General features: G+C 62.7%; 24 protein-coding genes. 12 read left to right on the top strand and 12 right to left on the bottom strand.

Annotation, left to right across the window (positions count from 1 at the left end):
- Positions 1-3: 3 nt before the first annotated feature.
- Positions 4-798 carry a FadR/GntR family transcriptional regulator gene (locus NLY36_RS10160; protein ID WP_023671079.1) on the top strand — a complete coding sequence of 265 codons (795 nt, stop codon included), beginning with the start codon at positions 4-6 and terminating at the stop codon, positions 796-798.
- Between the two features lie 322 nt (positions 799-1,120).
- Here the strand turns inward: NLY36_RS10160 and NLY36_RS10155 are convergent, their stop codons facing one another.
- Positions 1,121-2,005 carry an AraC family transcriptional regulator gene (locus tag NLY36_RS10155; RefSeq protein WP_031197736.1) on the bottom strand — a complete coding sequence of 295 codons (885 nt, stop codon included), beginning with the start codon at positions 2,003-2,005 and terminating at the stop codon, positions 1,121-1,123.
- Between the two features lie 250 nt (positions 2,006-2,255).
- On the opposite strand from NLY36_RS10155, the gene NLY36_RS31725 reads away from it, so the two are divergent.
- From NLY36_RS31725 to NLY36_RS10145, 3 genes are all read left to right on the top strand, one after another.
- Entirely contained in the window at positions 2,256-2,534 is a 279-nt protein-coding gene (locus NLY36_RS31725; protein WP_488492020.1) for a hypothetical protein, read from the top strand.
- 217 nt (positions 2,535-2,751) lie between these two features.
- Complete coding sequence (locus NLY36_RS10150; protein ID WP_156931487.1) at positions 2,752-3,573, top strand: HipA family kinase; 822 nt, start codon at positions 2,752-2,754, stop codon at positions 3,571-3,573.
- Positions 3,570-4,364 carry a DUF3037 domain-containing protein gene (locus tag NLY36_RS10145; protein ID WP_023735078.1) on the top strand — a complete coding sequence of 265 codons (795 nt, stop codon included), beginning with the start codon at positions 3,570-3,572 and terminating at the stop codon, positions 4,362-4,364. The genes NLY36_RS10150 and NLY36_RS10145 overlap by 4 nt, the downstream gene beginning before the upstream one ends.
- Positions 4,365-4,524: 160 nt before the next feature.
- Here NLY36_RS10145 and NLY36_RS10140 read toward each other — a convergent pair whose 3' ends face one another.
- Positions 4,525-5,436: an NAD(P)-dependent oxidoreductase gene (locus NLY36_RS10140; protein WP_023735077.1), complete on the bottom strand. Its 912-nt coding sequence runs from the start codon at positions 5,434-5,436 to the stop codon at positions 4,525-4,527.
- A 122-nt stretch (positions 5,437-5,558) separates the two neighbouring features.
- Here NLY36_RS10140 and NLY36_RS10135 point away from each other — a divergent pair, with 122 nt between their 5' ends.
- The 3 genes from NLY36_RS10135 (at position 5,559) to NLY36_RS10125 (ending at position 8,888) form a co-directional block, all read left to right on the top strand.
- Positions 5,559-6,299: a FadR/GntR family transcriptional regulator gene (locus NLY36_RS10135; RefSeq protein ID WP_023710865.1), complete on the top strand. Its 741-nt coding sequence runs from the start codon at positions 5,559-5,561 to the stop codon at positions 6,297-6,299.
- Positions 6,300-6,543: 244 nt separating this feature from the next.
- The gene (locus NLY36_RS10130; RefSeq protein WP_023735076.1) at positions 6,544-7,530 is read left to right on the top strand and encodes an aldo/keto reductase; all 987 of its coding nucleotides are present in this window, start codon (positions 6,544-6,546) and stop codon (positions 7,528-7,530) included.
- A 209-nt stretch (positions 7,531-7,739) separates the two neighbouring features.
- Positions 7,740-8,888: an extracellular catalytic domain type 1 short-chain-length polyhydroxyalkanoate depolymerase gene (locus NLY36_RS10125; protein WP_023735075.1), complete on the top strand. Its 1,149-nt coding sequence runs from the start codon at positions 7,740-7,742 to the stop codon at positions 8,886-8,888.
- A gap of 47 nt (positions 8,889-8,935) precedes the next feature.
- Here NLY36_RS10125 and NLY36_RS10120 read toward each other — a convergent pair whose 3' ends face one another.
- The 4 genes from NLY36_RS10120 to NLY36_RS10105 form a co-directional block, all read right to left on the bottom strand.
- Positions 8,936-9,556 carry a hypothetical protein gene (locus tag NLY36_RS10120; RefSeq protein ID WP_031249027.1) on the bottom strand — a complete coding sequence of 207 codons (621 nt, stop codon included), beginning with the start codon at positions 9,554-9,556 and terminating at the stop codon, positions 8,936-8,938.
- Between the two features lie 183 nt (positions 9,557-9,739).
- Positions 9,740-10,345, bottom strand: a complete 606-nt coding sequence (locus tag NLY36_RS10115; protein WP_023698781.1) for a general stress protein — start codon at positions 10,343-10,345, stop codon at positions 9,740-9,742.
- A 31-nt stretch (positions 10,346-10,376) separates the two neighbouring features.
- Positions 10,377-11,129, bottom strand: coding sequence for a DUF4142 domain-containing protein (locus tag NLY36_RS10110; protein WP_023728480.1), 753 nt, complete (start codon positions 11,127-11,129; stop codon positions 10,377-10,379).
- A 260-nt stretch (positions 11,130-11,389) separates the two neighbouring features.
- Positions 11,390-11,710: a hypothetical protein gene (locus NLY36_RS10105; protein WP_155923737.1), complete on the bottom strand. Its 321-nt coding sequence runs from the start codon at positions 11,708-11,710 to the stop codon at positions 11,390-11,392.
- Between NLY36_RS10105 and NLY36_RS10100 the strand changes: the two genes are divergently transcribed.
- From NLY36_RS10100 to NLY36_RS10080, 5 genes are all read left to right on the top strand, one after another.
- Positions 11,709-12,083, top strand: a complete 375-nt coding sequence (locus NLY36_RS10100) for a hypothetical protein (RefSeq protein ID WP_023735073.1) — start codon at positions 11,709-11,711, stop codon at positions 12,081-12,083. The two genes, NLY36_RS10105 and NLY36_RS10100, sit on opposite strands and share 2 nt — an antisense overlap.
- 201 nt (positions 12,084-12,284) lie before the next feature.
- Positions 12,285-12,494 (top strand): hypothetical protein, encoded by a 210-nt coding sequence (locus NLY36_RS10095; protein WP_023671091.1) that lies wholly within the window; start codon positions 12,285-12,287, stop codon positions 12,492-12,494.
- Between the two features lie 59 nt (positions 12,495-12,553).
- Positions 12,554-12,823 carry a PilZ domain-containing protein gene (locus NLY36_RS10090; RefSeq protein WP_023726509.1) on the top strand — a complete coding sequence of 90 codons (270 nt, stop codon included), beginning with the start codon at positions 12,554-12,556 and terminating at the stop codon, positions 12,821-12,823.
- Between the two features lie 167 nt (positions 12,824-12,990).
- Positions 12,991-13,539 carry a dihydrofolate reductase family protein gene (locus NLY36_RS10085; RefSeq protein WP_023735072.1) on the top strand — a complete coding sequence of 183 codons (549 nt, stop codon included), beginning with the start codon at positions 12,991-12,993 and terminating at the stop codon, positions 13,537-13,539.
- Between the two features lie 684 nt (positions 13,540-14,223).
- Positions 14,224-14,652, top strand: a complete 429-nt coding sequence (locus NLY36_RS10080) for a hypothetical protein (RefSeq protein WP_023735071.1) — start codon at positions 14,224-14,226, stop codon at positions 14,650-14,652.
- 408 nt (positions 14,653-15,060) lie between these two features.
- Here NLY36_RS10080 and NLY36_RS10075 read toward each other — a convergent pair whose 3' ends face one another.
- The 6 genes from NLY36_RS10075 to NLY36_RS10050 all read right to left on the bottom strand — a co-directional run bounded on the left by NLY36_RS10075 (position 15,061) and on the right by NLY36_RS10050 (position 20,716).
- Positions 15,061-15,873, bottom strand: coding sequence for an SDR family NAD(P)-dependent oxidoreductase (locus NLY36_RS10075; protein ID WP_023735070.1), 813 nt, complete (start codon positions 15,871-15,873; stop codon positions 15,061-15,063).
- Positions 15,870-16,889 carry a sugar phosphate isomerase/epimerase family protein gene (locus NLY36_RS10070; protein ID WP_286461858.1) on the bottom strand — a complete coding sequence of 340 codons (1,020 nt, stop codon included), beginning with the start codon at positions 16,887-16,889 and terminating at the stop codon, positions 15,870-15,872. Before NLY36_RS10070 ends, NLY36_RS10075 begins: the two co-directional genes overlap by 4 nt.
- Positions 16,886-17,653, bottom strand: coding sequence for an SDR family NAD(P)-dependent oxidoreductase (locus NLY36_RS10065; protein ID WP_023735068.1), 768 nt, complete (start codon positions 17,651-17,653; stop codon positions 16,886-16,888). The genes NLY36_RS10070 and NLY36_RS10065 overlap by 4 nt, the downstream gene beginning before the upstream one ends.
- A gap of 40 nt (positions 17,654-17,693) precedes the next feature.
- Positions 17,694-18,800, bottom strand: coding sequence for an ABC transporter ATP-binding protein (locus NLY36_RS10060; RefSeq protein WP_023735067.1), 1,107 nt, complete (start codon positions 18,798-18,800; stop codon positions 17,694-17,696).
- Between the two features lie 82 nt (positions 18,801-18,882).
- Positions 18,883-19,788 carry a carbohydrate ABC transporter permease gene (locus NLY36_RS10055; RefSeq protein WP_023671100.1) on the bottom strand — a complete coding sequence of 302 codons (906 nt, stop codon included), beginning with the start codon at positions 19,786-19,788 and terminating at the stop codon, positions 18,883-18,885.
- Entirely contained in the window at positions 19,781-20,716 is a 936-nt protein-coding gene (locus NLY36_RS10050; RefSeq protein ID WP_023735066.1) for a carbohydrate ABC transporter permease, read from the bottom strand. Before NLY36_RS10050 ends, NLY36_RS10055 begins: the two co-directional genes overlap by 8 nt.
- Positions 20,717-20,803: the final 87 nt, after the last annotated feature.

Here is a 20,803-nt window from a genome sequence, read left to right as displayed (position 1 = left end):
GCGATGACGCTGAAACTCGACAAGGTCAATCGCGGCCCACACCTCTCCACTCTGGTGGCCAGTTCCATCTCGCGCGAGATCGCGCAAGGCCGGCTGAAGCCGGGTGACCAGCTGCCGACCGAGGCGGCGCTGGCAACCACTTTCGGGGTCAGCCGCAACGTGGTGCGCGAGGCGATCGCGCGGCTGCGCTCGGAAGGCCGAATCTGGTCGCAGCAGGGGCGCGGCGCCTTCGTCGTCGAGAGCAACAACCCGACGGTGCTGACCATCGACCATGAGACGCTGCAGCGCGCCGACTCGTTTCGCAATCTGTTCGAACTGCGTGGCATCCTCGAAGTGCAGGCGGCGGCCCTTGCCGCAAAACGGCGCAGCGACGCCGATCTCAAAGCCATGGGCGATGCGCTGTCCGGCATGCGCGCCGCCCCCTATGGCAGCGTCGCCTGGCTGCGCAGCGACCTCGAATTCCACCGCACCGTCGCCGAGGCGACGCGCAATTCCTACATGGGCCAATTCCTGGTCTTCGTGTCCGAGCGGGTGCGCGAAAGCATTCTCGCCGCCGGCAACCAGCAAAAGTCGGACGACATGGCCCGCATCACGCTCGGCGAACATGAGCGCATCCTGAGAGCGATCCGTGCCGGCGACGCCGAAGGAGCGCAAGCGGCGATGCGCGACCACCTGGCGGGTGCGGCGTTGCGGGTGGGGTTGCATGAGGGGGAAGCTGCGGAGATAGCGCCGGGGCCCGAGGCAGCGTCTCCGGTACGGCATTCGCGGTTGCGGAAGGCTGTGCGCGGGCAGGCTTAGGGATAGCCTTGCCTTGTCCGCGCGCTGGGCCAATCGCCTATGGCAGCGCTGACCTCCACTCCGTCTCGGCTTCGCCGAGCCACCTTGCCGGGGCGAGCCACGGGTCTCGCCCGTCCTTCGGACCCCCCATTTCATGGGGGATGAGGAAATGCCAATCTCCGAGATCGCAGCCCTTCAAAAGCTTGGGTTTCCTCTCCCCCACGAATGTGGGGGTAGAGGTGGCTCGGCGAAGCCGAGACGGAGTGGGGAGCGCCATATCAGATTTCACTCGGTCGTCGGCTCAACCAGCTCAGGGCCGGAGATAGGCCGCCACCCCACCGCGCTATTTCAGCGGCAGAAACAGCTCAAGCACCACCTCACGCACCGGTCCGTTCGACGAAAAGTGCCGCTGGCAATAGATCGGAAAGTCGCGCGCCTCCTCGCCGCTGGCCGGAAGCCATTCGCGATAGAGGTAAAGCGCGGCCGGCTCGAGATTGTTGGTGTTGCCGGGGTAGCGCAGCACCGCGCAGCGTCCGCCGGGGATCACGCCGGCCTTCATCTGCGCGCCCTCGATCGGCCCATCCTCTACCGGCAGCTCGGTTCCGGCGCAGATGTCCATGCTGTAGTCGGCCGGGTTCGCCGGCTCCCTTTCGGAACGGAAGATGTTGAAGGTCGAGCTTGTCTCGGGCGACAGGCCGGCGGCCTTGCGCCAGGCGATGAAGCGCTGGATGGTGTCAGGAAGCGTCGCCCGATCGCCGCGATGCTCCAGGATCGCCACCGGCGTGGGCGGCACATCCCGGATCATCACGTCGCCGGGTTCAAAAATTATCTGCATGAGCGTGGTCCTTGCTTTGTCGAGCGGCCCGAAGGCCATGAGCCACGCCCCCCAGTCGGGAGACTTCCGGAACGACGAAGGCGATTGTCCGAACCGCTGCCGAAAAGCGCGGGCGAAGGCATCCGGTGCGTCGTAGCCGGCATCCATCGCTATGTCGGTGACGCTGTGGGCGTCGCTCTCGGCCAACCGGTACGAAGCGCGTTTCAGGCGGGCGAGCTGGACATAGCGATGCACGGACACCCCGAAGGTGGACGTGAACTGCCGGTGAAAATGGAATTTCGAGAACGCCGCAACGCCGCTCAACGCTTCCAGGCCCAGATCGTCGTCGAGATGCTGGTCGATATGATCCAGCACCCGCCGCATCCGGGCATGGTAGTTTTCAAGTGGCGTCATCAAACGTCTCGTCCTGCGTGGCGACACCAGATAGGCGCGTCAGGGCATTTCGCGCTCGACCGATATTGCGGTTTGACACGGATGGATGGCTGTTCGCTAGGCGGGTGCTTGGAGGTGCGCCAGGTCTGCTCGAGAGCGATGCGGCTGCGGAGTCGGCATCACGGGCGCGAGGGGCAGCGTCTCCGCTGCGGCATTCGAGATTGCGGAAGGCTGTGCGCGGGCGGGCTGACGGTCGAATTTCCGCCTTTGAATGTCCGGCGTTGAATGCCATATTCGTCGGATGGAAATGGATGCCTGCGAAATGAAGGTAGTCGATGGTTGGTCGTACCTCACGATCGACCAAGCGCTTGGTCTAAATCCCAAAATTCCGAAGCGTTGCCCAGAGTGCCATGGCGCTGTCCGTGCACACCGCGAAAGCAACAATGGGATGCGCGCTCATTTCGAACACATCGACGGCCATGATGGATGCTCACTGAAACCGCGAACCTTCTCAGGCAAACGGTCCATGCATCCTCACGCATTATCATGACCGATAAGCACCCGCACTGGCGACAGGTGAGACTGAGGATAAGAAGCTACTCGCCATACGCAACGCGCCGAAGCAGCTATCATAGACGCGACTGGCCAATGCCTGACCTATCAACAAACTAACCAAAACAAAGCAGTATGTTATACTTCGTGTACCCAAGACTCGATTCCGTTCGGGATGCGATGTATGCAATCCGAATTGGGATGGGTGGAGCATCATGGCTCTTGCATGTGGGGCGGTATGTCAGCCGGCGGAGGTGCGTCGGGAAATAGAGTCGTTTGGTTCAAGCACCAGCCCGATCCGGGTGGACACAGATTCAGGCGAGGGATTTCTCAAATCGATGGGAAATCCGATGGGTTCTGCGATACTTGTGTCGGAATTGGTGTCTGGAGAATTGGCTTCTTGGCTTGGCCTCAAGGTGCCGCCGTTTGCCATAGTCCACGACTGTCAAATAGACCTGACTATGGAAAGGAATGGGGCGCGCATGGTGCCGCCCATGTTCTTTTCACGCGCCGTTGATGGAACCCCACACGACGGAGGAGACACTTTTTTGTCTCGTCTCCGAGAGCCTGGTGACGTGGCGTTGCTGGTTGTTTTCGATACGTGGGTCCGCAATTGGGACCGGTTTTTTGATGGACAAGACAACGCCGACAACCTACTTTATGTGAAGGCTGAGGGGCGTCGTAAATACGATCTTGTCCCCATCGATCATTCAAGCTGTTTTATTGGGAATGACGTTGATTTTCCTATGGGGCCGGCCCCTGAGGCATGGGTCCTAGACCCAAATGTATATGGTAAGTTTCCGGCCTTCGATCCATATATCGACGCGAAGTCAGTCAAGCGCGCCGTCGAGAAGCTGTCTCAATTAAAGCGCGATTTCGTGGTTGAAGTCGTTAATTCTATTCCTGCACAATGGGGCTTTGGCCCCAACGCCGCGCTCTCGCTGGTCGATTTGATTTGTGAGCGCGGCCAATATGTGGTGAACACGATCTCAGGGCGATTGGTGGATGAACCGGAAATCCCGGGGTTGGTAAAATGATCCGAGAGTCACAAGGCTATTTTTCGCTCGTTCAATACTCAGAGTTCCCGGAGCGGGCTGAGTTTGTGAACATTGGCGTCATTGTGTTCGCTCATGCTTCGGTTTTTGTGAAGTTTAGCCATAGCCCGCGCCGCGCCGAGCAGGCGTTCAAAATCCATCTCGGTAACCATTTTCAGCACCTGAAAGAATCGATGGAAGGTCGATTGCGGTATGAATTTGGTAACGGCTGGGACAGGGAAAAGATCGAGAAATTTATAGGGCTTAGGTCTGGGAAGGTTCGCCTGTCCCCGGTTCGATCTGTGTTGGTTAAAGACCCCGAGAAGCTTGTCAGCGAACTGTTCGAAAAGCTGGTTGGTGAGGTACCCAGCTCGCCGCGCGGCCAAAGGCTGTCGACAAAACTGGCGCAAGCTTTTCGTTCTAATGGCGTCGAAGACTTCCTCGTGAAGCCTGACCCCGTCCATCTTTCCGGAGGCGTAAAGATCGAGGTTCCCTTTGCCTATCAGAATGGAGCCTTCAATCTGATTGACGCCGTGTCGCTTGCGGGTGACCCGGATAAGGCGCTCAACCGGGTCAGCCCGCATATGATAGAAGGCGAACTTCTTTACCAAGAAACCGCCCTTGATCGACCTGCTCGCTTAGTGGTGGTCGGGGACGATGCGCAGGCACAGGATGCGGAATTCGTAAACATGATTGCGGAGCAAATGGACCGCCACCATGTCCGATTCTATACCCTAAATGAGATCGAGCCGTTGGTTAGGGACATTCGCCAGAATTACGTCCTCCATCGCTAGTTCCGCGTTCGACGCCTTGCAATTTGTCAATCGCGGTTTCAAACCCCTTTCGCCTTCATATGCTTTAAGCTTCCGGGCGGCTCCGTTGAGCCGCTCGGATTTCACGCCAAGGGCTACAGGATGTAGGGACCGTTGGCTTGCGCCCGAATCCACCCGTTTTCTATTGGCCCGGTGATGTCGCCTCCACCAGCGACACCCCGTTCAACCCCGCAACAATATCCGACAGCGCCGGCACGAATTTCTCGCCGTGGCCGGTGGTGACCGCCGTGGCAAAGCCATTGCGCACCGCAGCGCCGATCGGGTTGGCGATGCCGGCTGCTTGCGCGAAGGAGGCGAGGTAGGTCATGTCCTTGAGCGCGTTGCCGATGGCGAAGCGCTGGGCGTTTTCGTTGCGGTTCAAGACGAAATCGAAGAAGGCCTGGTAGAAGCCGCAATCCATGCGGCTGCCGGAGATGACACTGTTGAAGACCTGCGGCGTCAGGCCGGCCTTGGCGCCGAGGCTAAGCGCTTCCGAATAGATCGCGGAATAGCCCATCGAGATGAAATTGTTGAGCAGCTTCATGGTGTGGCCGCTGCCGGTTGGGCCGGTGTGGACGATTCGAGCAGTGAAGGCTTCCAGCACCGGCCGTGCGCGGGCGACGATCTCGGCCGCACCGCCGACCATGACGTCGAGCTTGCCTTCCGTGGCTTCCTTGGGCGTGCGCGCCAGCGGCGCGTCGATCAGCGTTATGTCTTGCTGGGCGAGATCGGCGGCAAGCGCCGTCGTCGATGACGGGTTGGAGGTCGAGCAGTCGATGATCAGCAACGGCTTAGCTGCCGCAGCAAGGCCATCCTGGCCTTTGACCAGCGCTTCGACCTCGTGCGAGCCGGTGACGCACAGGATGACGATGTCGCAGGTAGCGGCCAGTTCGCGCGGGCTTGCCGCCTCGGTGGCGCCGGCCGCGATCAGCCGGTCGGCGGCCGTGCGGCTGCGGTGGACATGCACCGTCAGCGGCCAGCCCTTGCGCAGCAGATTGTCGGCCATGCCGGCGCCCATGCTGCCCAGGCCGATGAAGCCGATGCGTTCTTTCATGCAATCCTCCCATGGCTCGTGCCAGCGGGCCGAACTTTCGTCACCTTGCGGCGGGCACCCGTCGATGCAATTCTTTGAATAAGATTCGGCCTTCGAACAAGAATCGAACCGGAGTGCCACCGATGGCGGAGCCCATGACTTTCGACGCCATACCGCAGGCGCCCAACCTGCGGACGGGTCTGGTCAACACGCTGATTGCGCAGATCGAATCCGGTGACCTTGCGCCGGGGCAGCGGCTGCCGACCGAGCAGGAGATTGTTGCTGCCACAGGCGTCAGCCGCACCGTGGTGCGCGAGGCGCTGGCGGCGCTGCGTGCGCGCGGGCTGATTACCACGCGCCAGGGGCTCGGCGCCTTCGTCGCCAAGGATCCGCCGCCGAAGACGTTTTCCGTGCTGCCCGACGATCTCGAATCGATCGACGAGGTGCTGCGCGTGCTCGAACTGCGCATGGGCATCGAGGTGGAGGCGACCGGTCTCGCCGCCGAACGGCGCAGCGAGGCGGCGCTTCAACAGATGAGCGCTCGGCTCGACGCGCTGGAGGCGGCGGTGCGTGCCGGCGGCTCCGGCTCGGAAGAGGATTTCGGCTTCCACCGCGCCATTCTCGCCGCGACGCAGAACCCGAATTTCACCCGGCTGTTCGACACGTTCGGCAGCGCCATGGTCCCGCGCCATTGGACGCGGCTCGACCGGATGACGGAGGCCGAGCGGGAAAAATATCTCGACCGCATGCAGCGCGAGCACCGCGCCATTCTCGGGGCCATCGAAGCCAGGGACGTCAATGCCGCGCGGCGCGCCATGCGCAGCCATCTGACCAAAAGCTATGCCCGCTTCGAGGATCTGCGCAACAAGGCTGTTCACGATTAGGGGGCCAACCACGGTTGACGGACTGCTCATCCGGCGACCCCGCCGAGATAGAGTTCGTGCATCAGCGAAATGTTCCTCCCGGCTCCCACTGTTGCAGTCTTACCCCGTTGTCATACAACCCTGTAATCTGGTAAATCCAGGGAAGAGGGATGTCAATCGCGTTGCCATGCGGTATGAGGCTCCCGGAAAAATCGCAATCATGGAGCCGGCATTGCCGGCGAAGCCGCAAGTCAGGAACAGCGAGATGCATTCACGGAAATTTGGCCGTACCGGCAGATCAGTCAGCGAGATTGGCTTCGGCGCGTGGGCGATCGGCGCCGCCTGGGGCGAGGTCAATGATGACGATGCGGTCGCAGCCCTGCATGCCGCGCTTGATGCCGGCGTCAGCTTCCTCGACACCGCCGACGTCTATGGCGACGGCCGTTCGGAAAAGCTGATCGCGCGGGTGATGAAGGAACGCGGCGGCGCGCGCCCGTTCATCGCCACCAAGGCCGGACGGCGGCTGCCGAAGCAGACGGTCGAGGGCTACAGCGTCGAGAACCTCATCGGCTGGATCGACCGCAGCCTGAAATACCTCGAGACCGACACGCTCGACCTGGTGCAGCTGCATTGCCCGCCGACCGATCTCTATTACCACCCGGAAGTGTTCGAGCGTCTCGACAAGCTCACCGAGCAGGGCAAGATCCGCAATTACGGCGTCAGCGTCGAGCGTGTCGAAGAGGCGCTGAAGGCGATGCAATATCCCGGCGTCGTCAGCGTGCAGATCATCTTCAACGCCTTCCGCCAGCGCCCGGCGGAGCTGTTCTTCGACCAGGCGAAGAAGAACGACGTCGCCATCATCGCCCGCGTGCCGCTGGCCAGCGGCCTGCTGTCAGGCAAGTTCAAGGCGGACACCAAGTTCGAGAGCACCGATCATCGCCTGTTCAACAGGAATGGCGAAGCCTTCGATGTCGGCGAGACGTTTTCGGGCGTGCCCTATGAGGTCGGCCTGGCGGCCGTCGAGAAGGTGCGGCCGCTGGTGTCAGGCGACACCACGATGGCGAAATTCGCTCTGCGCTGGATCCTGATGTTCGACGCTGTGACGGTCGTCATCCCCGGCGCCCGCAATCCGGCGCAGGCGGTTTCCAATGCGGAAGCGGCGGAGCTTGCGCCGTTGTCCTCCGAGTTGATGGCCAAGGTGAAGGCGGTCTACGACGAGAACATCAAGCCCTACGTGCATCAGCGCTGGTAACCCGGCGCCTGCCGGCCTCGACCGGCTGACCGACCAGAGGTCAGCCGGGCGCAATTGCGCCCGTCGTTACAAGCTGCGCAGCGGATCCCCATGATCCACCGGGTCATTTAATCGGTCGCGCCGCTTGTTATTGTGCAGTGCAGCAACGATATTGCTGCGTGTGCGTTGTGTGCACGAGTCTGCCCATTCCGGCGCGCAAGGATACCGATTTGCGAGACATATCCGATACGATCGCCCGGCTGAGCGCGATGCGCGGCCGGCCAGCCGGTGCAGGACAGAGCAAGCACGATCACCTGTCCGAGATGACAGGGTTCGGGTCCAATCCCGGCGCCTTGCGCGCGCGGTTTTATCGTCCTGAAAACCTGCCGAAGCAGGCGGCGCTGGTCGTGGTGCTGCATGGCTGTACCCAGACTGCCGCCGGCTACGACCATGGCTCCGGCTGGACCGAACTTGCTGCCGATCAGGGTTTTGCCGTGCTTTTCCCCGAGCAGCAGCGCGCCAACAACGCCAATCTTTGCTTCAACTGGTTCGTGCCGGGCGATATAAGCCGCGACGGCGGCGAGGCGCTGTCCATCCGCCAGATGATCGAGGCGGCGGTGGTCACCCACGGTCTCGACCGCAAGCGGATATTCGTCACCGGCCTTTCCGCCGGCGGCGCCATGGCGGCGGTGATGCTGGCGACCTACCCGGACGTGTTTGCCGGTGGCGCGATCATTGCCGGGCTTGCCTATGGCAGCGCCTCGACCATCCCCGAAGCCTTCGACCGCATGCGTGGTCATGGCGGACCGTCCAGAAGCGACCTGCAGCGTCTGTTGCGGGAAGCTTCGCCGCACAAGGGGCCGTGGCCGAGGATTTCGGTCTGGCAGGGCTCGGCCGATACGACCGTGGTGCCTTCCAATGCCGACGCGGTGCTGGCGCAATGGCAGGGCGTGCACGGCCTCGCTCAAGCGCCGACACGCACGGAAAAGGTCGACGGTCAGAGCCGCAAAGTCTGGTCCGATGGCAAAGGCCGCGACGTGGTCGAGGCATACAGCATTGCCGGCATGGGCCATGGCACGCCATTGCAGGCGGGCGGCGACAATGCTCTCGGCAAAGCAGGGCCGTTCATGTTGGATGCCGGGATTTCCTCGACGCGCCACATCGCCCGTTTCTGGGGGCTGACGAAGCCAGAGGTACGACGCACGGCGAAAGCCGAGGCCGGTTCAGGCACTGCATTGCAGCCTTTCTCGCCGAAGGAAAAACCGCGAGCCGTCCGTGTCGATCCGGCCCCGGAGCCTGTCAATCCGCCAGGCGGTCCGGCGGGCGGGATTACCAAGGTCATCGAGGACGCGCTGCGGGCAGCGGGATTGATGCGCTGAGGCGGAGGCTCGCCCCGCACGAAGGACAAGGGCAAGCGCCAGCATCATTATCGCAGCAGGCCTTCGTCCTCGAACGCATCCCAGCCCTTCAATCCGGGCGCCGGGCCGTCCGTGTTCCGGGCCTTCCTCGCAGTGCGCGCCTGGCCGGTGCCCTTTCCCGCGCGCGTCAGCGCGGCCTTGCCCGCGCCGCGCCGCCTGTTCTCGGCGACTTCCTGGACATCCTGCTCTCTCCAGACGGTTGCCAAATCGCGGTCCAGGACGTCCTCGATGTGCCGCGGGTCGAAAACGTGGAAGGTGACAGACTTTGATCGACCACGCATCTTGACCGTGCGTGTGCCGGTGCTTTGCAGCCGACCGTCCTTGAGCCATTTGTGACGCTCGCGCGAAGAGATCGTAAGGATATCCTCGACCTCGCGCGGAAGCACAGGCAGCGCCTCCACTCCCTCCAGTGTTTTGGAGATACTGGCAGAGGCGGCCTTGAACGCTTCCGCTTCGGATCTCGACATTCGCAATGCGATGCGGCCCGTCTCGGCCTTGACGTGCTTCCTGACTGCCCATGGCAGCCGGGCTCTGACTTCACGTTCGATCCCCTTGGAGCGCACGGCGGACCCGAGTGTCGCTGACGGCGACAGCGGCCATTCGGCAATCAGTTGCGGGGACGGGCTCATGCTTTCCTGGGGCTGGTTTCGCTGGTTCGATGCTAACACGGCAAGAGCCGGTCAAGCCAAGGCAACAGCGAAAAGGGGCAGGTCCGAATAGAACCCGCCCCCTTACGGCCGAATCTGAACGTCGCTTGCAGCGCGCCGACAGCACCCTCGGCCCCGCCGCCGTACGGCGGCGGGGCTCGATGATCAGAGTGGGCTGGCGTTGCGCGTTTTGTCGCGCTCGGCCTCGATGTCGGTGTAGGGGTCGGCATTGGCATCGAAGCCGGTCCAGCCATCGGCTTCGTAGGCGCGTCGGCGGTCTTGCAGATCGACCGAGTTGGATTCGCCAAGAATACGCTCTGCCTCGTCGGCGAGTTCGTCGCTGACCCTGGCGGTCACCATCGTGCCACCGCGGCGAACGCCCTCCGCATAGACATGCGCATCCCTTTCGGGGACGCCTGACTCAGTCAGCGCCCCGACGATGCCGCCGGCAGCGCCACCGACGACCGCGCCGCCAACGGCGCCGACCGCGGTGGCGGCCAGCCATCCTGCGGCCACGACCGGACCGACGCCCGGAATGGCCATGATGCCGAGCCCTGTCAGAAGCCCGCCGGCGCCGCCAATGACGGCTCCGAGACCGGCGCCGCCGGCTGCATCCTCGGCGGCGTTGGAGGTGTCGCCATCGTCGTACCAGTCGTCCGAATTGTTGGCGACGATGCTGATGTCGGCCTGCGGCACGCCGATTGCCTCCAGTTCGCCGACGGCATCGGAGGCATCATCGTAGTTGTCGAAAAGTCCTGTTACGGTTTTCATGGTCTTGATCTCCTCGATCTGGTTCAGAGGTTCAGTTGGCGCCGGCAACGACGTTGCCCTGATAATCGAGCGCCACGGTCGTGGTCTTGCCATCCTTGGTGGCCTGACCGCGCCAGATGCCCTGGTCGTCTTTGGTCAGCTTGGACACGCCGGAGAAGCCGGCATCCTGAATGCGGCTCTTGGCCTGATCCTCGGTGAAGCTGTTGGCACCCGGGACCGGGGCGGCCGGATTGGTGGTGTCGGTCGTGCTCACGGCCGGGGTGGTGGAGCTGGTGGTCGACGATGCATTGTCGGTGGAAGCGATCTTCTCGACCATTTCCTGATGCATTTTGAGCGTCGGCAAGGTCTCGGAGGCGAAGGTCTTCAGCTGCGCGTTGTCGCCGTCCTTGGCATAGCTCTCGAACAGCGTGACCGCCTCCGAATGCGCATCGCGCTGCATCTGGACATAGGGCTTGTCGACGGCATCGTTGGCATTCTGCAGAGCCTCCAGATCGGCCTTGTGCTTGGCGTCCAGCTCCGTCGGCACTTTCAGCTTCTGTTCGCCGGCGATGGTCGCAAGCTTGGCGTTGGCGGCGCCGTGATCGTCGATCATCTTCTTGGCGAAATCCTTGACGCCTTGATCCTGGGCCTTGCCTTCTGCGATCTTGCTGGAGTCCACTTCGAACAGGCCGCCGATGGCAGCCTTGTCGACAAAGTCCTGAGCACTGTCGGCGGCGAAGGCGGGCAGGGCGAAGACCATGGCTGTGGCGGTGGCCAGCGAAGCTAGAAGAACACGTGTTTTCATGGACAGAGATCCTCGTTGGGGCACACATCGTGCTGTGAGCCTAACCAGTGCGGCCAAGCTTTGTTCCGCCGCCCAAGCGTTATAACCGGGAGGGCCGATGCCGCTATGGTGGCACCTCATCCTCGGAGTTTGCGCCTTTGCGATGTCGACGCGTGGCTCGGACGGCGACCCGCTCGATGGGCGCCTTGCAAGTCCATCGCAAAGGGAAACGAGGCCTTCGCCGCCCGCAATGAATAGCGCCCGCGGTGGCCTATCGAGGTTCAGCGATCGTTGCGTTCGAGGCGGCGCGCAACCTCTGTCTGGGCGACCTGCAGCAGCGTGTCTATTTCGAACATCGCCGCCGCATGGCCGCCGTCGCGAATGACACGGCGGGCGCGGTGTAGCAGATCGGAGACCGTCCGCAGCGTTTCAGCATGGCTCGATCGATTCGACAAATGCGTGCCCTCCATCAGCCACAACCGTTGGATCGGGAGAGTGTTCCCAAAGTTGGCGGCCGGCCGGGTGAATGACTGTGAGCGCAGGCAGCGGAACCATCCTTGTCCGTTGGCCGTTCCCCCTGCCTCAACGAAAGGAACAGCCATGGCCGACAACGACACCCCGAAGGACACCGCGAAGGACACCCCCAAGGACACCCCGAAGATGTCCGCCCAAGAGGCCCAGGAGGCCCTGGAGAAGCAGGTCGCATCGCTGAAGCGCGAGATCAGCAAGATCAACCGGACGCTTGCCGACCGCGCAGAAGATGCCGTCGGCGAAGCCGGCGGCTGGTACGGCAGCGCGACCGAGCGCGCGGCACGGGCAACGCAGCAGCTGAGATCGCAGGCGCAGACGGTGTCCGAAGCCGTCCAGCAAAATCCCGGCACCATCAGCAGCGCTTTCGTGCTTGGTGGCATTGCCGGGTTGTTGATCGGCATGCTGCTCGGGCAAAGCCAGGAACGCGACCGAAGCTGGTTCTAGCGGCGTATCTTATGAATATTGCGCCCGCCGGCTTTGCTGGCGGGCTTTGTATGGACGCCAGATCACTGTGGCTTTGAGTGAAAAACTCCCCGCTCGGGTAAACGGGATTTGTGGTCGGCGCCGCCTGCGCGGCGCCCTCGACAGGTGAGTTGAGTTTCCCTGCCGCGGTCGTATGTTGTTGACCGCAGTGGAGGATCACAAATGCCCATTCGACGCAAAGCCACGGAGGCCGGCGTTTTGCAGCCATCCGAACTCGAGCTGTTGGGCCGTGTATTCGAGCAGCTTAAGCGCGACGGTCAGTCGCCCGAAGCACGCGACGCCATCGCATCCCGGATTATCGCGAACTATATGGCCGGCGTGGTCGACGAAGCCGAGCTCGTCAGTCTTTCGAGGCAACCGCTGGGCCGGTAGTGCGCTTTTCATTCCGGGTTCAGAAGAGTTTCAGGTCGTCAAATCAGAGGGATAAGGCAATGCCGGCTGACCCACCGATAGAGCGACGGTCGCATATCCGTGATCTTGTTCTGAAGGAAGCGACAATCCGCGTTGGCGACGCCAGTATCAATTGTCTGGTTTGCAACCAGCACGCTCACGGTGCGGAGCTGCGGGTGAAGGCCGATATCGCAATCCCCGACCGTTTCGTCCTTCACGTGCCTGTCGATCATACCAGCTATCGCGCCGTGGTGCGGTGGAGACGGAACGAGCGACTTGGGGTGCAGCTTGATTCGGGAAGGCAGGCGTAGAGGGCGATAGCCGGGATGCAGGGTTGATGGGACAAGGCAGGGCTCGTTTGCGGAACGAACGCTTCCTTCCATGCTGCTTGCGACTTGCAATCAGTTGCTATAGCGTCTGACTGCTTGCAAATTACAAGCGGTTAATCCGTGAGCCGACTTATGTGAAGGCGCTGCTTATGGCCAAACTTATCTCGGGAATGAACGTTTCCATCGATGGCTATGTCGATGACCTTGCCGGAAATCTGGTCATGGGCGCACCAAGCCAGAAGCACTTCGAGTACTGGATCGAGACGATTCGCAACCATGCCGGCGCTGTGTATGGCCGCCGGATGTACGAGGTCATGCGCTATTGGGACGATGATCACGCGGAATGGGACGCTCCGCTTCGCCAGTTCGCGACACTCTGGCGCAAGCTGCCCAAATGGGTCGTTTCGCGCACACTTTCACGGGTAGGCCCCAACGCCACCCTCATCTCCGGCGATATTGAAACGCAGATTCGCGATATCGCGGCCCGCACGGAGGGTACCCTGAGCGTTTCCGGTCCGGAACTGGCCGGTCTTATGACCAGGCTGGGCCTGATCGAGGAATATCACCTGCACGTTAGGCCGTTCGTGCTCGGCAAGGGCAAGCCTTTCTTCCACGAGGCAAGGCCTCCGCTGCAACTGGTGTCGAGCACATTGATCGATGACGATACGGTTCATATGATCTATGTGCCGCGAGGTTGAACGATAAGGCGCTTCAGCGCCAACATGCGAACCAAGCGCGAGAGGGCGTGGTCCCGGCCTTCGCACCGAGGTCTCACATGTCAGCTTGCGTGCTGGGTACCCAAGCAGCAGAGGGTCTGCTGTCGGCCGAAAATCTGCCGGTCAGCAATGCGCCCCATGCCGGTCAAAGAGGCCTTGCCGCCGTTCCTCCATAAGCAGACATTGCAGACCTACAAGGACATCGCTTTTACGCCCGAAGCGCCGCTTCGGTTGGTCCTTCAGTGACCTGGCGGCCCAAGGGCGTCGTCCTCCACCGCCCGCCCTGGTCCGCAACTCACCGTTGCCAGCGGCTCTGCTCCTGGCCTTCCCGCGATGACCGAGCGGGTAGTGAAACATCATGGTCAAGCCTGAAAAGCAAGGTCCAACCTAGCCGCCTTTCCAGGCCTGCGTCATCATCGTCCAGCAGTTCAGGATCCTGCGTGCGCCAGCCGGGTCCGTCGGGTCGGCCGGCCGCACAGTTTTTTTCATCCCGCTGGAACATTGGCGAAGGAATGCAGTTGGTGTCGCTGCAGATGCCGCCGCGTGGTGCCTGTGGCGATTGGTGGCAACACCTGATCGGCCGCCGCTCCTTTACGAGGCGGCTTAGCGTGTGAGCCAATCCTGCAGCAAAGGCCTAGGGATTGGAACGGCCAACAGGAGGCAGTCATGAAGCACCAGACACTCGATCAACTCCAGTCAGTCGCGGACATCAGTCCACTATCGCCGGCTCTGCTGGCTACAAGGACGCAACGGATAGAGCGGTGGGCGGAACTGCTCTATCGAAATCCGACGCGCTCCCTTGTGGCTCTCACCGGGACTGAGCATCTGCATCCCTCTGTCCGCGGAGAAGCGCGCGCGGTCGCGATCAGTGTCGCCTTTGACGATCCACTGCTGCGTGCATCGGGCATGCAATCGGATACCTACGGGGAAGCCAGACGCTTCTTCGAACTCTCCGATTGGCAGTTGCATGAGATCGTCTGCAGTTGCCACACCGGCGCCACCATGCAGGCTGGCTGGGCCGCCGGACGTGTCCGCAGGGTCCTCAATGGGAGCAAGATATTGGCTTGGCTGAGAAAAGGATTCATGCCGCACTGAGACACAGCGCTTGCGCCTGAAGAAGCATGCAGGCTCCAGCAGAGATTGCGTCGGCTCCGCGAAGGCATGGCTGACCTCAATGGAGTAGGGCGGCCGAGTTGCTTGCGACTTCAGAAATGACGTTCACCATTGCTTAGTGGACCTCGTCAGGGTGATCGGCAATTTCGTGAATAGCGAGTACGAGCGCCAGTTTCGACCAACCGGTCGGCAGCGCCCGCGTGACCAAGCGGGGTTACTTATCCTCGGTGGGTCACATGTGCGCTTCGTCAGCGGTATAGCCTGCCAATCCCTCCACAGCCGTTTTGACGCTGCGAAAAGCTCGAGGCGTGAGGGGGCAATTTGACCCAGGAATCCCGACAACGGACCTTCCGCTTTCGGCCCCGAAATTGAAATTCGAGGCCCGCCCCATCACCCCGGAAAGATCGTAAACCCGCCATCGACGCGGAGCACCTGCCCATTGATAAACCGCGCCCGCGGGCCAGCCAGAAACGCCACCGCCTCGGCGATCTCTTCGGGCTCGGCATAGCGGTTCAGCGATTTCCTGCTCGAGTCCATGCGCTCGGGATCGACCACGCGGGTCGCCTGGAAGCGTGCCGTCTTCGTGGCGCCTGGGCTGACCGCATTGATGCGCACGCCGTCGTCGATCAGTTCCTTGGCGAGACAGCGCGTGTAATGCACGACCGCGGCCTTCAAGGTGGAGTAAACGACCTCGGGCGAGCAGCCGAGATGTGCCGCCGCGGAGGCGATGTTGATGACGGAGCCGCCGCCGCGCTGCTTCATCGGCGGCACGAAGGCCTGGCAGACCAGCATCGTGCCGATCAGATTGTTCTCGGTGAGCACGCGGATGTCGTCCAGTTCGATGTCGAGGGCGTTGTTCGGGTTCGGCTTGCCGCCCCTGGCGCCGATGTCGCCGCCAGCGCAATTGACCAGCACATGGACGTCGCCGAGATCGGCCTCGATCCTGCGCTTCATCTCGGCCACCGCCTTCTGGTCGCCAATGTTGCCGGTCACCGACGTGACCTTCGTGCCGTGCCGCTTCAGGCGCTCGACCACTTCGCCGAGATTGGCGAACTCGCCGTACTTCGCCGGCGCTTCCTCGTCCATGTCGTGGATCGCGACATTGGCGCCGAGTTCGGCCAGGCGCTCGGCCATCACGCGGCCGAGGCCACGGCCGGAGCCGGTTACGAAGGCGGTCAATCCATCGAGTTCACGTGCCGTCATCGGATATTCTCCATCAGTTTGCGCATGTTGGCGGCGCTGCGCCGGATCATGTCGAGCTCATAGGAAACCAGTGAGACGTCGGCTTCGCGCTCCCAAGGCGTGCGGTAGTCGGCATCTTCGGGCAGCCGGTTGCGCTGCGCGGCCGCCAGGCAGGCGGCAAATTCGCGTGCCGTCTTCTGCGGATAGCCGCGCCACCAGTCGTCGCTGAGATAGCGGACATGCCGGGCCTCCAAGGCGCCCGGTTCGAGAACGGCGGTCATGCGATCGTGGTGCTGGCCAAGAATGGCGAACAGCTCGGCAAACGGCACCGCACCGTCGCCGATGGCGCAGCGGATCAGCCGGTAACCTTCGGTCGTGAACTGCACGCGGTAATCCTTGAGGTGGACATGACGGACATAGGGGGCGATCACCTTCGTAAAATCGAGCGGCGCTTCGCCGACCGGGAACGTGTTGCCGGTGTCGAAGGTGACGCCCACACTGTCACCACCGAGGGCGCAGAAATCGACGAGTTCCCGGCTGGTAAAGTCCTGGTGGTTTTCGATCGCAAGGACATACCCTTCGGCATTCGCGCGGGGACCCCATTCCACCAATCGCTCTCGAATGATGCCGACGTACTCGCTCCATTTTTCGCCGGCCGCGTTGCGGTCGCCGCAGAGAATGGGCGTCAGCGCCGTCCGGATGATTTTGGCGTTGAGCAGGCGCGCGGCCCGAAACGCATCGTCGAGCGGTTCGCCCACCAGCAGGCCGCCGCTGACGACCGGCGCGATGCGAAGGCCGGCGAGCCGTTCGCGCAGCGCGATCACCGCGTCGTCGGAAAGCTCGGTCAGCCATGGCACCCAGATCTCCAGCACGCGCGCGCCGAGATCGGTCGCGAGCGCGATGAAACCTTCGAGCCCCGCAGGTCTAGGATTGGCGCGTGGCGTGCCGCGGCCCTGGAGGCCGAGATGATAGGTCAGGCCGTAGGGGTTCAGGCCGACCTCGAGCATGAAGCGATCCTTTGAGTCAGGTGTGGTCATCGCAGGCCGGCATCCACGGTGATCGACTGCTTGGTGATCATGCGGCTGTCGTCGGCGGCGAGGAACAGCACCGTGCGCGCGATCTCCTCGCCGAGCAGAACCTTGCGGATCACCTGGCGCTGCACGACCTGGTCGACCGAACCTTGGGTCTTGTACCAAAGCTCCCGCTGCCGGTCGGTGATGACGGCGCCCGGCTCGATGGCGTTGACGCGGATGTTGTCGGGGCCAAACGCCCGCGCCAGCGCGAAGGTCAGCCCGATAACGGCAGCCTTGGCCGCCGCATAGGGCGCCATCTCTGACGCGCCGAAACGCCAGGCGATCGAGGAAAAATTGACGATCGAACCGAAGCCCAGTTCCTGCATGTGCGGATGCACGGCCTGGGCGGCAAAGAAGTGGTGCCTGAGGTTCACATCCTGGGCGTGGTCCCAATATTCCTGCGTCACGTCGGCGACGGAGAGGCGATTGTCATCGGCGGCGTTGTTGACCAGCACCGCGACAGGCCCTAGGCGGTCGCGCACCGTGCCGATCGCGGCCTGGAGGGCGGGGATATCGGTCACATCGCAGCGCAGGAACAGGGGCGCGTGCGCTGCCGCGGCGGCGAGTTCCCGCGCGAGCGCCTCGCCGGCCTCCTGCTGCAGATCAAGAAACGCCACTCGTGCGCCATTGGCGCAGAAGGCGCGGACCGTGTCGGCGCCGATGCCCGACGCGCCGCCGGTGATCAGCACGACACGCTCGGACAGGCTCGGATAGGTGGCGAAGGACAAGGCGGAACTCTTTTCAGATCAAGCTTCGGGTCAGATCGGGTCAGATCAGGCGTCGGGTCGTCGGGTCGAACAGGCACGCCCGCGCCATGTCGATGCCGAGCGTCACCGTCTCGCCCATAAGCGGCGTGCCGTCGGGGTCGAAACGGCCGGTGATCTCCTTGCCGCCCAGGCGCAGGACGGCCATGGTCTCCGCGCCTGTCGGCTCGACCAGTTCGACCACTGCATCGATCTGCGCGATGCCCGGCTTGCGGCGCGCAAGATCCGGATCGAAGCGGTAGATATGCTCGGGACGGATGCCGAGCACGAGCTGTCGCGGCGTGTCGGATGGGAGCGCCTGGACGATGGGCAGGCTGGCCGTCTTGCCGTCGGCGGTCTGCAACACAACAGTGGCGCGACCGCCTTCCTGGCTCAGTTCGGCTGGCAGAAAATTCATCGCCGGCGACCCCATGAAGCCGGCGACGAACATGTTGGCCGGACGGTTGTAGATCGTGGCGGGATCGTCGAATTGCTGGACCTCGCCCTGGTGCATCACGGCGATGCGCGATGCCAGCGTCATCGCCTCGACCTGGTCGTGGGTGACGTAAACCGTGGTCTTGCCGACGCGGTGATGCAGCTTCTTGATTTCGGTACGCATGTCGACGCGCAGCTTGGCATCGAGATTGGAAAGCGGCTCGTCGAACAGGAACAGTTTGGGATCACGCACGAGCGCCCGGCCCATGGCGACGCGCTGGCGCTGGCCGCCCGAGAGCTGTCCGGGCTTGCGTCCAAGCAGCGGTTCGATCTGAAGGAAAGCGGCAACCCGTTTTACAGCCTCGTCCTGCTGCGGCTTCGGCACGCGGCGGCTTTCCATGCCGAAGGTGATGTTCTCGCGCACCGTCATCGTCGGGTAAAGCGCGTAGGACTGGAACACCATGGCGATGTCGCGGTCCTTCGGCGGCACCGAATTGACCAGCCTTCCGTCGATGCGGATCTCGCCGGAGGTAACAGATTCGAGCCCGGCGATCATCGCCAGCAGAGTGGACTTGCCGCAGCCGGACGGTCCGACCAGCGCGATGAACTCGCCGTTCCGCGCTTCGAGATCGATGCCCTTCAGCACCTCGACCGCGCCGAAGTTCTTGCGCAGCGATCGGATGATCAATGTCGACATGCGATGCCCCTCTTGGCGGACGGGACGATCGGCGACAGGAGACAGGCTCCGCTCACTGGATCGCGCCTCACTTGACGGCGCCTCACTTGATCGCCCCTTGGGTCAGGCCACGAACGAAATACTTGCCGCCGAAGAGATAGATCAGCAGCGGCGGCAGCGCGCCGATCAGCACGGCGGCGCTCATGACATCGTAGGCGCGCACATTGGTGCCGCTTGCCGTCAGCGCGACGAGCGCTGCCGTGATCGGCTGTTGCTGCCCGGAGGTGAAGACGACGCCGAACAGATATTCGTTCCAGATGCCGGTGAACTGCCAGATCACCGTGACGATCAGGATCGGTGAGGAGAGAGGCAGAATGATCTTGCGGAAGATGCGCCAGAAGCCGGCGCCGTCGATGCGCGCCGCCTTGATCAGGTCGTCGGGGATGCTGACGTAGTAGTTGCGACAGAACAAAGTGGTGAACGAAATGCCCTGGATGACGTGGATGAGGACGAGCCCGTAGACCGAATTGCTGAGGCCGAGATTGCCGAGGATGAACGCCCACGGCATCAACGAAATCTGGCCCGGAATGAAGACGCCGAGCAGCATGCAGGTGAACAAAGCTTCCGAACCTCTGAAGCGCCATTTCGACAGGATGTAACCGTTCATCGCGCCGACCGCCGTCGAGATGATCGTGGCCGGGATCGTCATCTTCAGGGAGTTGTAGAAGTTGCGCTGCATGCCCTCGCAGGTGCCGCCGATGCAATAGGTGCTCCAGGCCTGGCCCCAGGCATCGAGGCGGAAGCTGCGCGGCAGCGAGATCAACCCGTTGCGCGCGATCTCCTGCTGGTCGCGGAATGAATTCAGCACCACCACCAGCAACGGGACCAGGTAGATCGCCGCGAAGACGACCAGCAGCCCATAGATGGCGAAGCGGGTGAGAAAATGCCGGCGCGACGCGACTGCGGCAGCGCGACGGTCGAGCGACTGGTCCAGGGAGACGTCAGCCATGGCCGGCTTCCTTGCGCCGGCGCCAGACCACCCAGAATGAATAGGGCACCAGCACCACGGCAACAGCGGCAAGCATCATGATGGCGGCGGCCGCACCTTCGCCGATCTGGCCGCGTTGGAACATCAGGTCATAGACGTAGATGGCGGGGAAGGTGGTCGAGATCCCCGGGCCGCCTTTGGTCAGGGCCGCCACGAGGTCGAAGGTCTTGATGGCGAACTGGATCTGGATGACGGCGACCGCCAGGAAGATCGGCGCAATGGTTGGCAGAAGCACCTTGCGATAGATGCGGAACGTCGATGCGCCGTCGATCTGCGCGGCCTTGACGAGGTCCTGATCCACCGAGCGCAGGCCGGCCAGGAACAGCGCCATGGCAAAGCCCGAGGCCTGCCAGACACCGGTGATGATCACCGCGTAGATCGCATAGTGCCGGTCGCTGGCGAGTGCGAAACTGAAGCTCGCCCAGCCGAAACCGCGCACCATGGCCTGGATGCCGTCGGTCGGATTGTAGAGCCAGCTCCAGACCGTGCCGGTGACGATGAAGGAGACGGCCAGCGGATAGAGGAAGATCGTGCGCCAGGCCGCTTCGCCGCGCACGCGCTGGTCGATCAGGATCGCCAGCAGCAGTCCCACCGCCATCGAGCCGACGATGTAGAAAGCGCTGAAGAAAAACAGGTTGTTGTAGGCGATGTTCCAGCGCCGGTTCGCCCACAGCGACGCGTAGTTGTCCAGGCCGACGAAGCCGTAGGTCGGCAGCAGCGAGGAGTTGGACAGCGAGATATAGAGCGTCCAGCCGGTGAACACGAAGATGTAGACGAAGCTCGCCACGAGAGAGGGGCCGAGCACCAGCAAGGGCATCGCGGAGCCCAGCCGCTCGCGCCAGGGGCGGGCGGGCGCCGGTACCGACAGGATCAGGTCGTGATTTGACATTCAGAGCACGGAGATTGGCAGAGCACAGGACTGGCGGAGCGCGGGACCGGGATGGCGGATGGCCGGGTGCGGATGGCGCCCGGCCAT

This window comes from Mesorhizobium sp. C399B, assembly GCF_030323185.1.
Taxonomy (GTDB): domain Bacteria; phylum Pseudomonadota; class Alphaproteobacteria; order Rhizobiales; family Rhizobiaceae; genus Mesorhizobium.
This window is presented reverse-complemented; position numbering and strand designations above follow the sequence as displayed.

What these genes read in the sequence shown, in the direction of transcription:
- NLY36_RS10095 (WP_023671091.1), top strand. Translation starts at nt 12,285, where the DNA reads ATGCCCATTCGACGCAAAGCCACGGAGGCCGGCGTTTTGCAGCCATCC.
- NLY36_RS10090 (WP_023726509.1), top strand. Translation starts at nt 12,554, where the DNA reads ATGCCGGCTGACCCACCGATAGAGCGACGGTCGCATATCCGTGATCTT.
- NLY36_RS10050 (WP_023735066.1), bottom strand. Translation starts at nt 20,716, where the DNA reads ATGTCAAATCACGACCTGATCCTGTCGGTACCGGCGCCCGCCCGCCCC.
- NLY36_RS10150 (WP_156931487.1), top strand. Translation starts at nt 2,752, where the DNA reads ATGGCTCTTGCATGTGGGGCGGTATGTCAGCCGGCGGAGGTGCGTCGG.
- NLY36_RS10115 (WP_023698781.1), bottom strand. Translation starts at nt 10,345, where the DNA reads ATGAAAACCGTAACAGGACTTTTCGACAACTACGATGATGCCTCCGAT.
- NLY36_RS10130 (WP_023735076.1), top strand. Translation starts at nt 6,544, where the DNA reads ATGCATTCACGGAAATTTGGCCGTACCGGCAGATCAGTCAGCGAGATT.
- NLY36_RS10160 (WP_023671079.1), top strand. Translation starts at nt 4, where the DNA reads ATGACGCTGAAACTCGACAAGGTCAATCGCGGCCCACACCTCTCCACT.
- NLY36_RS10155 (WP_031197736.1), bottom strand. Translation starts at nt 2,005, where the DNA reads ATGACGCCACTTGAAAACTACCATGCCCGGATGCGGCGGGTGCTGGAT.
- NLY36_RS10085 (WP_023735072.1), top strand. Translation starts at nt 12,991, where the DNA reads ATGGCCAAACTTATCTCGGGAATGAACGTTTCCATCGATGGCTATGTC.
- NLY36_RS10140 (WP_023735077.1), bottom strand. Translation starts at nt 5,436, where the DNA reads ATGAAAGAACGCATCGGCTTCATCGGCCTGGGCAGCATGGGCGCCGGC.
- NLY36_RS10055 (WP_023671100.1), bottom strand. Translation starts at nt 19,788, where the DNA reads ATGGCTGACGTCTCCCTGGACCAGTCGCTCGACCGTCGCGCTGCCGCA.
- NLY36_RS10135 (WP_023710865.1), top strand. Translation starts at nt 5,559, where the DNA reads ATGGCGGAGCCCATGACTTTCGACGCCATACCGCAGGCGCCCAACCTG.
- NLY36_RS10105 (WP_155923737.1), bottom strand. Translation starts at nt 11,710, where the DNA reads ATGGCTGTTCCTTTCGTTGAGGCAGGGGGAACGGCCAACGGACAAGGA.
- NLY36_RS10075 (WP_023735070.1), bottom strand. Translation starts at nt 15,873, where the DNA reads ATGACGGCACGTGAACTCGATGGATTGACCGCCTTCGTAACCGGCTCC.
- NLY36_RS10100 (WP_023735073.1), top strand. Translation starts at nt 11,709, where the DNA reads ATGGCCGACAACGACACCCCGAAGGACACCGCGAAGGACACCCCCAAG.
- NLY36_RS10120 (WP_031249027.1), bottom strand. Translation starts at nt 9,556, where the DNA reads ATGAGCCCGTCCCCGCAACTGATTGCCGAATGGCCGCTGTCGCCGTCA.
- NLY36_RS31725 (WP_488492020.1), top strand. Translation starts at nt 2,256, where the DNA reads ATGTCCGGCGTTGAATGCCATATTCGTCGGATGGAAATGGATGCCTGC.
- NLY36_RS10080 (WP_023735071.1), top strand. Translation starts at nt 14,224, where the DNA reads ATGAAGCACCAGACACTCGATCAACTCCAGTCAGTCGCGGACATCAGT.
- NLY36_RS10060 (WP_023735067.1), bottom strand. Translation starts at nt 18,800, where the DNA reads ATGTCGACATTGATCATCCGATCGCTGCGCAAGAACTTCGGCGCGGTC.
- NLY36_RS10145 (WP_023735078.1), top strand. Translation starts at nt 3,570, where the DNA reads ATGATCCGAGAGTCACAAGGCTATTTTTCGCTCGTTCAATACTCAGAG.
- NLY36_RS10110 (WP_023728480.1), bottom strand. Translation starts at nt 11,129, where the DNA reads ATGAAAACACGTGTTCTTCTAGCTTCGCTGGCCACCGCCACAGCCATG.
- NLY36_RS10070 (WP_286461858.1), bottom strand. Translation starts at nt 16,889, where the DNA reads ATGACCACACCTGACTCAAAGGATCGCTTCATGCTCGAGGTCGGCCTG.